This is a genomic window from Modicisalibacter luteus DSM 23508, assembly GCF_000378505.1.
GTDB lineage: Bacteria > Pseudomonadota > Gammaproteobacteria > Pseudomonadales > Halomonadaceae > Modicisalibacter > Modicisalibacter luteus.
The window spans coordinates 162175-173092 of record NZ_KB900000.1 but is presented as its reverse complement, the minus strand read 5'-3'; the positions used below and the strand labels follow the sequence as shown (position 1 = coordinate 173092).

At 60.0% G+C, this 10918-nt stretch carries 9 protein-coding genes and 1 tRNA gene; 7 read left to right on the top strand and 3 right to left on the bottom strand.

The genetic code is table 11. The annotated features are described in order from the left end of the window. Positions 1–429: 429 nt before the first annotated feature. Positions 430–858 (bottom strand): pyrimidine dimer DNA glycosylase/endonuclease V, encoded by a 429-nt coding sequence (locus F568_RS0117435; protein ID WP_019020051.1) that lies wholly within the window; start codon positions 856–858, stop codon positions 430–432. A 108-nt stretch (positions 859–966) separates the two neighbouring features. On the opposite strand from F568_RS0117435, the gene F568_RS0117430 reads away from it, so the two are divergent. Beyond that, the gene (locus F568_RS0117430) at positions 967–2223 is read left to right on the top strand and encodes a M20/M25/M40 family metallo-hydrolase (protein ID WP_019020050.1); all 1257 of its coding nucleotides are present in this window, start codon (positions 967–969) and stop codon (positions 2221–2223) included. 391 nt (positions 2224–2614) lie between these two features. Here the strand turns inward: F568_RS0117430 and F568_RS0117420 are convergent. Beyond that, positions 2615–2701 (bottom strand) — tRNA-Leu (locus F568_RS0117420). Positions 2702–2853: 152 nt separating this feature from the next. On the opposite strand from F568_RS0117420, the gene queA reads away from it, so the two are divergent. From queA to secF, 5 genes are all read left to right on the top strand, one after another. Then, positions 2854–3900 (top strand): tRNA preQ1(34) S-adenosylmethionine ribosyltransferase-isomerase QueA, encoded by a 1047-nt coding sequence (gene queA, locus F568_RS0117415; protein ID WP_019020048.1) that lies wholly within the window; start codon positions 2854–2856, stop codon positions 3898–3900. Positions 3901–3931: 31 nt separating this feature from the next. After that, positions 3932–5050 (top strand): tRNA guanosine(34) transglycosylase Tgt, encoded by a 1119-nt coding sequence (gene tgt / locus F568_RS0117410; protein WP_026300630.1) that lies wholly within the window; start codon positions 3932–3934, stop codon positions 5048–5050. An 88-nt stretch (positions 5051–5138) separates the two neighbouring features. Further along, positions 5139–5468, top strand: coding sequence for a preprotein translocase subunit YajC (gene yajC, locus F568_RS0117405; RefSeq protein WP_019020046.1), 330 nt, complete (start codon positions 5139–5141; stop codon positions 5466–5468). 67 nt (positions 5469–5535) lie between these two features. Next, entirely contained in the window at positions 5536–7386 is a 1851-nt protein-coding gene (secD, locus tag F568_RS0117400) for a protein translocase subunit SecD (protein WP_019020045.1), read from the top strand. Between the two features lie 12 nt (positions 7387–7398). Further along, entirely contained in the window at positions 7399–8307 is a 909-nt protein-coding gene (gene secF, locus F568_RS0117395; RefSeq protein WP_019020044.1) for a protein translocase subunit SecF, read from the top strand. A gap of 56 nt (positions 8308–8363) precedes the next feature. On the opposite strand, the gene F568_RS0117390 is transcribed toward secF, so the two are convergent. Then, complete coding sequence (locus F568_RS0117390) at positions 8364–9767, bottom strand: sigma-54 interaction domain-containing protein (protein ID WP_019020043.1); 1404 nt, start codon at positions 9765–9767, stop codon at positions 8364–8366. 188 nt (positions 9768–9955) lie between these two features. Here F568_RS0117390 and speB point away from each other — a divergent pair, with 188 nt between their 5' ends. Beyond that, positions 9956–10915: an agmatinase gene (speB, locus tag F568_RS0117385; RefSeq protein ID WP_019020042.1), complete on the top strand. Its 960-nt coding sequence runs from the start codon at positions 9956–9958 to the stop codon at positions 10913–10915. Positions 10916–10918 lie beyond the last annotated feature (3 nt).

Below are 10918 nucleotides of genomic sequence, written 5' to 3'. Positions count from 1 at the left end.
CCTCGGGGCTGCCTCGTTGCGAGAGGGCGTATTCTACCGATCCGGGCCGCGCTGTCAAGCCGCTGTTTTCGCCGCTGGCCGGCATCTCGAAAGATTCTGGCCGAACCGAAGCACCTGAATCCGTGTCTTCGACCCTGTCGGGAACCCCGATCCGTGGCGGTGCATTCTACCGAATGCGGCGTGTCTGTCAATTGTCCTTTCTCAGCGAGCCGAGAAAAACCCCAACAGAAACAGCGCCTTGCGCCACCTTCACCGCCAACCACGTATGCCCGTCGTCAGCAGCGGATGCGTACTTTAACGCCCTCTACCTTCTTAAAGCAAGCTTTTTTCGTGACGATAACATGACACCTCTGCTGAACATCACGCTCCAGCAGATGCCTTGCGGCATACCTATAGCGTCACCGTTCGGCAGAAGACCAACGTACCGCATCAGACGATTTCCCAAGGCTCTATTTCACCTGCCACTTCATCGAACAACGGGTGTAGCCTGACGTGGCCCACCTCGCGTAGGCGAGCGTGCGCCACCGGATCGCGGTTCTGCAGCTTACCGGAAAGATGCCCGAGCTCGTACTTCACCTGACCACTCGTCACCGTCAGCCGGCCAGTATAGAAGCTGTCGACGATCTTGCTCCTGTCGAAACGGTAGCCACGACGATCCGCCTCGTCGACAACGCTCCCTAAGTAATAGGCCATGGCACCGAGCGGGTCCTCGCAGCGCTTGAAGCGAGTCAGTTGCGGATGGTGACGATACCCTTTCGTGGCGCCCTGCAGGACCTTTTGCGCCAGCAAACCCTCGCGCCAGAGTGCCAACAGCCCTTTGGTATCCAGATAACAAGGGTGGAGTGACCAGAGTCTCATCGATATCCTCATGGTACGTTTACATTTGGGCATCATCGCATCTCTTCCGCTGGGAATCTGCCAAGCTGGAAGACAGTCTTACTTCATACTTGGAAAAGAGAAGACCACATGGACGAAACGAATCCGCCCTGGACCCGGCCAATGCCAGATGAGCAGTTCGATCTGATGCGCCGTATTCTGGCCGCGCCCAGCCCGGTCGGGCTGGAAGGCGCCATGACTTACGGGGTTCTCAAGCCGCATTTCGAGTCATTCGCCCCCGACGACTGGCATATTCATCAGTTCAAGGGGCATGCCGGCATCGTGCTGGACTCCCACCCGGGCCGGGAAGATCTGCTCAAGGTGATGATCATCGGTCACGCCGACAAGATTCGCATGCAGGTGCGCAGCATCGGCGATGACGGCAAGATCTGGATTAATACCGATGCCTTTCTTCCCACGGTCGTGGTCGGCCACGAGGTCAAGCTGTTTAGCGAAGATCCCGAGGCGCCGGGCAGTTATCGCATAATCGAGGGCGGAACGGTGGAAGCGCTGGGAGCCATTCATTTCGCCGATCCGGCTGTCCGCTCGGGCGAAAAAGGCATTAGTAAGGAGCAGATATATCTGGATTTGCAGATCCATGGCGAGAACAAAAAACAGCAGGTGCTGAATCTGGGCGTACGCCCCGGTGATTCTATCCTCCTGAACCGACCCATCCGCCCCGGTTTCAGCCCCAACACCTTTTATGGCGCCTATCTGGATAACGGCCTGGGCTGCTTTGTCACGGCCGAAGTCGCACGACTGATCGCCGAGGCAGGCGGCACCCGGCAGGTACGCGTGCTTTATGCCATCGCCAGCTATGAAGAAATCGGCCGTTTCGGCAGCCGGGTACTGGCCGGTGAACTCAAGCCCGATGTGCTAATCGGCGTGGACGTGAACCACGACTACGTGGCAGCGCCGGGCATCGGCGATAGACGTATGCAGCCGCTGGAAATGGGCAAGGGTTTCACCATGTCGGTTGGCGCCATCGCCAGCGAGCAGTTGAACCGAATCATCGCGAGTACTGCGAAGAAGCATGGCATCCCTATGCAGCGCGATATTGTGGGAGCGGACACGGGCACCGACGGCATGGCCGGCGTGCTGGCCGCCGTAGACTGTGCCGCCACGTCCATTGGCTTCCCTATCCGCAACATGCATACGATCTCTGAGACAGGTAACACGCAGGATCTACTAGCAGCCATACATGGCCTGACCCGCACTATCCAGGCGCTAGACGCCCTGCCGGATCCGCACCGGGAATTTCTCGACAACCATCCGCGTCTGGACCAGGCCGATCCGCTTGGTCATCAGGGATCGGTCAGTCCCGAAAAGGAGAAACCGGAACGCTAACAACAATTCGAACCGACCGTTAATACAGCGGCTTCCAGTGCAGCGGTTAACCTCAACAATGTGAAGGGGAGCTAGCTTGGAAGCCGTCCTAAAACTGGGCGAGCTACTCCAGGCAATCCCTGATCGGCAGGCATAGCATCGAAGAGAAGGTAATCGCCTTGCGGCACAGCTATGCGCGTCTGCTGACTCAAGCCAGAGAAAGCATGACGACGGCCAAGGATCTACTGAACCATTCGAGCCTGATCGTGACGAGTCGCCACACTCACATGCTCGATGCGGGCCTAGATAAATATGGGTTCAGCTACCAAGTCTAAACATGGCCTTCTGCGGCCAAGCAACAACAAGGCTGAAACGAGAGGAGGAGAACGAAGCTATAAATCTATTTTGGAAGTGGTGCCGGTGGTCGGACTCGAACCGACACGCTATCGCTAGCGGCGGATTTTGAATCCGCTGCGTCTACCAATTCCGCCACACCGGCAGCGGAATCGCATTATACGGAGCTGAATCGTAACGTCAATGGCGGACTGACTTCATCGTCCTGCTCGGCTATTATAGTCGCCCTGTCCAAACGGTTCAGCCGAGCGCAGGACCGTCAATGCCTCATTCATAAGCTCTGGCCTTTCTTCATCCATGCAGCGTGCCGACTTCTATTTCGATCTCCCCGATGAGCTGATTGCCCGCTACCCCAGCGAACAGCGCAGCGATTGCCGTCTATTGTGCGTGAATGGTAGCAACGGCGAACTCGCCCACCGCCGTTTTCCTGACCTGTTAGATCTGCTCGCACCCGGTGACCTGGTGGTGTTCAACGATACGCGGGTCATCCCTGCACGGCTGCACGGCCAGAAGGCCAGCGGTGGCCGAGTGGAGATGCTGCTTGAGCGGCCGTTGGATGCCCACCGTGGCCTCGCCCATATACGCGCCAGCAAGTCACCTAAGCCAGGAACCGAGCTGATTTTCGAAGGGAATGTCCATGCTGTTGTCGAAGGACGCCGGGATGCCCTGTTCGAGCTGCGCTTTCTTGGCGAGACCCCGCTGATCGAACTGCTCGAGCGCCATGGGCACATGCCGCTGCCCCCTTACATCACGCGCGAAGATGAGCTGGCCGACCGCGAGCGCTATCAGACTGTCTATGCACGCCGCGACGGTGCGGTAGCAGCGCCTACCGCCGGGCTTCACTTCGACGAGCCTCTGTTGGAAGCCATGCGCGAGCGCGGCATCGAGACGGCCTTCGTCACCCTGCACGTTGGTGCCGGCACTTTCCAGCCAGTACGGGTCGACGACATTCGCGAACACCAAATGCACAGCGAATGGCTTGAGGTCGACGAGACCGTCAGCGCGCAGGTACGTGCCGCCCGCGCCCGTGGCAACCGGATCGTTGCCGTGGGCACTACCAGTGTGCGCTGTCTCGAAAGTGCCTGTTTGAAGAGCAATGACGGCGAGATCGCCCCCTACCGCGGCGAGACTGATATCTTCATCTATCCCGGCTATGAATGGCGCTGTGTGGACGCCTTGATCACTAACTTCCACCTGCCGGAGTCGACCCTTCTGATGCTGGTGTCATCGTTTGCCGGCTACGACACGGTAATGCGCGCCTATCGCGAGGCCGTCGCCGAGCGCTACCGCTTCTTCAGTTACGGCGATGCGATGTTCCTGACTCGCATGCCCACGATTTCCTGAGTTCGAGAATCCGATGCGCAACGAATGCTTCATGAAGTTCGAGCGTCTGGCCGATGACGGGCGCGCCCGTCGCGGCCGACTGTCTTTTCCCCGTGGTACGGTGGAAACCCCAGCGTTCATGCCGGTAGGCACTTACGGCACCGTCAAGGGCATGACGCCGCAGAGCGTCAAGGAGATCGGCGCCGAAATCATTCTCGGCAACACGTTCCACTTATGGCTGCGTCCCGGCACAGATGTGATCGAAGCCCACGGTGATCTGCACGACTTTGCCCAGTGGGACAAGCCGATCCTCACCGACTCCGGCGGTTTTCAGGTGTTTTCGCTGGGCGCAATGCGCAAGATCACCGAAGAGGGAGTGCACTTCCGCTCACCGGTCGACGGCGCGAAGGTGTTCATGGGACCCGAGGAGTCGATGGCTGTTCAGCGCTCACTGGGCTCGGATATCGTCATGATCTTTGACGAGTGCACGCCCTACCCTGCCACCGAAGACGAGGCACGTCGCTCCATGGAGCTCTCGCTGCGTTGGGCCAACCGCTCACGCATCGCCCATGGCGACTCGCCTTCGGCGCTGTTCGGCATCATCCAGGGCGGCATGTACCCTGAGTTGCGTAAGCGCTCCCTGGAAGGCCTGGAAGAAATCGGCTTCGATGGCCTGGCCATAGGTGGCCTGTCAGTGGGCGAACCCAAGGAGGAAATGATCAAGGTACTCGACTACCTGCCGACCTGGATGCCGGAAGATAAACCGCGCTACCTGATGGGAGTCGGCAAGCCCGAGGACCTGGTCGAGGGGGTACGCCGTGGCGTCGACATGTTCGACTGCGTGATGCCGACCCGCAACGCCAGAAACGGCCACCTCTTTACTGCCGAGGGTACGGTCAAGATCCGTAACGCCAAGCACCGTCATGACACTCGCCCCCTCGAGGAAGGCTGCGACTGTTATACCTGCCAGCACTTCTCGCGCAGCTATCTGCACCATCTCGACCGCTGCGGTGAAATGCTCGGTTCGATGCTCAACACCATCCATAACCTGCGCTACTACCAGCGTGTCATGGCCGGTTTGCGCGGTGCTATCGAAGCGGGTACATTGGCGAACTTCGTGGAAACGTTCTATGCACAACGCGGCTTGCCGGTACCCGACGAGCCCCGCTGAACGGTCAGGAAGACCCGTTTACCGGCTGGACGCATGACGCCCAGCCAAATCTCTGCAACTTTCTCACTTGTCCGGGAGACGACAACAAATGCTGGATTTCTTCATTTCCCAGGCGCATGCCGAAGGCGGCGCGCCCGCGGGTGGCGGCATGGCCCAGATCATCATGCTGGTCGGCTTCGTGCTGATCTTCTATTTCCTGCTGTGGCGTCCGCAGTCCAAGCGTGCCAAGCAGCATAAGCAGTTGATCAACGGTCTGACCAAGGGCGACGAAATAGTCATCGGCGGTGGCCTGATCGGCCGCGTTACCAAGGTGAACGATGAGTTCATCGCCATGGAAATCGCCGAAGGCACCGAAGTCAACGTGCAGAAGAATGCCGTCGCTGCGGTCCTGCCCAAAGGCACATTGAAGTCCATCTGATCCCCTCGCTGCCGGGCTCCCTTGCCGGCAGCGTCTTTTCTGCATCAGCAACAAGGACAGGGCTTCCATGCTCAACCGTTATCCCCTGTGGAAGTATCTGCTGATACTTATCGTTCTCCTCATCGGCCTGATCTACGCATTACCCAACCTATTCCCTGAAGATCCGGCAGTCCAGATCAGCAGCGCCCGTAGCGACGTATCCCTGGACGAACGACAGCTCGAACGCCTGCGCAGCGCACTCGACGAGGCCGGCATCGAGGTCCAGCGCATCGAGCAGGAGGCCAGCAGCACGCTGATTCGCCTGCAGGACGCCGAGCAACAGCTTGCCGCTCGCGATATCGTCAACCAGGCGCTGGGCGAAAACTACACCGTTGCGCTCAACCTCGCCGAGTCGACCCCGGGCTGGCTCGAGAGCCTCGGTGCCTCGCCAATGAACCTGGGCCTAGACCTGCGCGGCGGCGTGCACTTCGCTCTGGAAGTCGACATGGAGGCTGCTCTCACCCAGCGTCTCGAAGTCAACGCCAGTGCAATCCGCGAAAGCTTGCGCGATGAGCGTATCCGTTACCGTGACACCACGGTAGATGGCCGGACCCTGACGATTACTTTGGCCAATGAGGAAGATCGCAGCCAGGCTCGAGCAGTCATCAGTCGAGAATTTCCGAATTTCCAATACGAGAACCGTGACGGCGGTCGTGGTGCCGTGTTGGCGATGACCTTGACCGAACAGCAGGTCAACGAGATCCAGGACTACGCGATCAACCAGAACCTGACCACACTGCGCAACCGCGTCAATGAGCTCGGCGTGGCCGAGCCACTGGTTCAGCGCCAGGGGCCCAACCGCATCGTTGTCGAGCTGCCTGGCGTGCAGGACACTGCCGCAGCCAAGCGCGTGGTAGGCGCCACCGCCAACCTGGAATTCCGTCTCGCCGCACGCCCCGATACCCCGGCCAACGAGACCGAAACCATTGCGTTCCGCAACAGCGATAACCGTACCGCCGAGGTGATGCGCGACGTCATTATCACTGGCGACAGCGTTTCCAGTGCCAGCCGCAGCTTCGACGAGAACGGGCGTCCGCAGGTTAACATCAACCTTGACGGGACCGGCGGCACACTGATGAACCGTGCGACGCGTAGCAACATCGGGCGTGGCATGGCGGTGATCTACATCGACAACCAGACGCGCACCCGAATGGTCATGCAGGATGGTGAGATGGTCGAGCAGCGCGTGCCCTATACCGAGCGCGGCATCATCAGCCTGGCCACTATCCAGAGCGCCTTGGGGAACAGCTTCCGCATCACTGGCCTGGACTCGCCCACCGAAGCCGAGGAACTGGCCCTGCTGCTGCGCTCCGGGTCGCTGGCAGCGCCGATCTACTTCGTCGCCGAGCGCACCATCGGCCCCAGCCTGGGCAAGGCCAACATCGAGCAGGGCATCCTCTCGGTAGAGATCGGCATGTTGCTGATAGTGCTGTTCATGCTGGTGCGCTACAAGGCGTTCGGTATTGTGGCCAACCTGGCCCTGGCGACCAACCTGATTCTGCTGCTCGCTGCTCTGTCCATGCTGGGTGCCACACTGACGCTACCGGGCATTGCCGGTATCGTACTGACCCTGGGCATGGCGGTGGACGCCAACGTGCTGATTTTCGAGCGCATACGCGAGGAGATACGTGCCAAGATGCCCATTCAGCAGGCCATTCATGCCGGCTACGAACGCGCGTTCACCTCGATCATCGACGGTAACCTCACGACCCTGCTGGTTGCGGTGATACTGTTCTCGATCGGCACGGGCCCGGTGAAAGGCTTCGCTGTGACTCTGTCGTTGGGCATCCTGACGTCGATGTTCACGGCCATCATGGTGTCGCGCGCCATCGTCAACCTGTCAGTCGGCGGCAAGCCGGTGAAGAAACTCTGGATCTGAAGGGGCAACGCGATGCGACAGTTCGACTTCATGGGCAAACGCCGCCTGGCCTTCATCGGCTCAGGCGTGCTGCTGCTCATCTCCCTTATCACGCTGTTCCTACAGCAGCTGAATCTGGGCTTGGATTTCACCGGGGGCACGCTGGTGGAAGTCCGCTATGCCACAGCCCCGGCGCTGGATGTCGTACGCCAGACGCTGGAAAGCGCCGGTTTTCAGGATGTCTCGGTACAGACTTTCGGCAGTGCCAACGAGGTACTGGTGCGATTGCAGCAGGCCTTCGATCCTGGCGTGGGCGAGCAGGTCACGCAGATTCTGCGCCAGACCGGTGAGAGCGTCGACCTGGTACGTGCCGAGTTCGTCGGCGCCCAGGTCGGCGACCAGCTGCGTGACCAGAGCGGCCTGGGCATGCTGGTGGCGCTTGGCGTGGTGATGCTCTACGTGGCCTTTCGCTTCCAGTACAAGTTCGCCTTCGGCGCCCTGCTGGCCCTAGTTCACGATGTAATTATCGTGCTCGGTGTTTTCTCGCTGTTCCAGCTCGACTTCGACCTTACGGTACTGGCGGCGATCCTGGCGGTCATCGGCTACTCGTTGAACGACACCATCATCGTCTACGACCGGATTCGCGAGAACATTCGCAAGTCGCGCACCGATGACATGGCGGCAATTTTCAACGACGCCATCAATCAGACGCTGGCACGCACCCTGGCAACCTCCGGCACCACATTGCTGGTTTTGCTCGCCCTCCTGCTGCTGGGTGGCGACATGATCCACAACTTCGCCCTGGCCTTGATCATCGGGGTGGGCATCGGGACCTTCTCTTCCGTCTACGTCGCTTCAGCACTGCTTATCGTGCTCAAGTTGCAACGCGAGGACCTGATCCCGGCGAAGAAGGAAAATGTCGAGGAGGAAGAATTGCCCTGATCGGGCAGGCGTCTGACATAGACACCCCGCCCTGGCGGGGTGTCTTTCGTTTGCACCTAGTGTTTGCCTTCGCAACGCAAGCCATGCCTGCGCAGCTTACGAACCACACTGGGCTGGCTGATTCCCAAGCGCTGGGCGATCTCGTAGGTGCTTCTTGCCGTCAGGCACAACGAGGCCAGAATACGGCTTTCATAAGCCTCCATGGCTTGCCGCAGAGTCTGGCCTTCGGCCAGCACAGCACTATCCCCACCGACACTCACACTGGCAGGGGTCGACAACGTCGCCTGCCCCTCTTCACCCGGCGCGCCAATGACGCCACCTGGCGCCGCCAACCAGGCCCGCTCAAGCCAGTTCTCGAGTTCGCGCACATTACCAGGCCAGTCGCGGCCCATCAGCTCGGCCCATAGAGAAGGATGAAGCACCTTGGTCTGGTCATATCGCTGATTGAGCCGTTCGAGTTGTAGCTCGACGAGCGCGGGAATGTCCTCGCGACGTTCCCGCAATGGGGGCAGCGTGACGGGAATCACGTTGAGCCGGTAGTACAGGTCGAGACGGAACTCTCCGCTCTCGACACGGTGAGCCAGGTTCTGGTTCGTAGCGACCACCAACCGGAAGTCGACCCGCCGGGGTTGGGTATCACCCAACCGGGTCAGGTAGCCGTCCTGTATGACCTTGAGTAGTTTGGTCTGCATGACCAGCGGCAGTTCGGCAATCTCATCGAGAAACAGCGTGCCACCGTCAGCCATCTCCAGCACTCCCGCCTTGCCTTGGCGGGCGGCGCCGCTAAATGCCCCGGGTTGATAACCGAACATTTCGGATTCGAATAACGACTCGGGAATCGCCGCGCAATTGACATCGATAAACGGCCCTTGGCCACGCCGGCTCCAGCGGTGCAGCTGTCGGGCGAAGGCCGTCTTGCCAACCCCCGACTCGCCGAGCATCAGCACGGTGGCATCGCTGGGCGCAACGCGCTTGAGCAGTAGGGCGATTTCCCGCATCACGTCGCTGCGTACTTGTAGCGAATCCAGAGACAATTCATCGTCTAGCGAGGCTTCGGCACCGCGCTTCAGATGTTCACTGAAGCGCTGCTGAAGCAGTGTGTATTCATCCTGCAACAGTTGCACATCGGTCAGGTCCATCGAGCGCGACACCACACGTACCAGCTCCCCCTCGACGAATACCGGATAGGCCTCGGCAATGACCCTGCGCCCGGTCCCCGTCTGCTGCATCAGTTGTGCCGGGCGATGGGTACGCAACACCTCCTCGGTCACCGAGGGACGTAAGACACCCTGAGTCACCAGATCGTGAACGGTGCTGGATTTGAGCTCTTCCCGGCTCAAGCCGTAGACGGCTGCACACCCGGGACTTACATGCAGTATCCGACCATCGGCAGCTGCAATGAACAAGTGATCGTGGGCCGTGTCGACGACCGTCCTGAGGATCGCGGCATCGATATCCATATGCTCTCCGGCAAGTCATCGATTCAGAATCGCATCAGGATACATTATTGAATCAATTACCTAGCCAAATTGATCCATTAATGAATCATTAATTTTATATCCCCTTACATATCAGCAAGTTATTTTTTGGCACGTTTTATGCTTGAGAACAGGAAGGCTTTTTCTATAACAACCCTTCTGGAACCCTTATGACCAACAGCCCCTCCCGCTTCAATCAGCCGCTCGGCGGCAACGAGATGCCCCGCTTCGGGGGTCCGGCCACCATGATGCGCCTGCCCACTCAGCAGACAGCACGAGGCCTGGACGCTGCCTTCATCGGCATCCCCATGGACATCGGCACGTCAAACCGCCCCGGCACTCGGCTCGGCCCGCGCCAGATCCGCGACGAGTCACGTATGCTGCGGCCCTACAACATGGCGACCCGGGCTGCGCCGTTCGACAATCTGCAAGTGGCCGATATCGGCGACGTGCCGATCAACACCTTTAACCTGCCCAAGAACCTCGACATCATCAGTGGCTTCTACGATGACGTGCTCGCCCAGGACTGCGTGCCGCTGACGTTGGGCGGCGATCACACACTGACCTGGCCGATCCTTCGCGCCATGGCCAATAAGCACGGCCCGGTGGGGCTGATTCATATCGACGCCCATGCCGACGTCAATCCGCACATGTTCGGTGAGGAAATTGCCCATGGCTGCCCGTTCCGCCGTGCCCAGGAAGAGGGCCTGCTTGACAGCCAGCGGGTGGTGCAGATCGGCCTGCGCGGTACCGGCTACGCCGCCGATGACTTCGACTGGTGCCGCGAACAGGGCTTTCGGGTGGTGCCTGCCGAGCAGTGCTGGTATCAATCGTTGGCGCCGCTGATGGCCGAGGTCCGCGAGCAGATGGGCGACCGCCCGGTGTACATCTCGTTCGACATCGATGGCCTCGATCCCTCGGTGGCGCCGGGCACCGGCACCGTCGAGATGGGCGGGCTTACCGCCCAGCAAGGGCTCGAAATCGTGCGCGGCGCCTGGGGCCTGAACGTGGTCGGTGGCGACCTGGTCGAAGTCTCGCCGCCCTACGATCCCAGCGGCAACACCGCATTGATGGGCGCCACGCTGCTGTACGAAATGCTGTGCATTCTGCCGGGCGTCACGCGCCGGTAACTC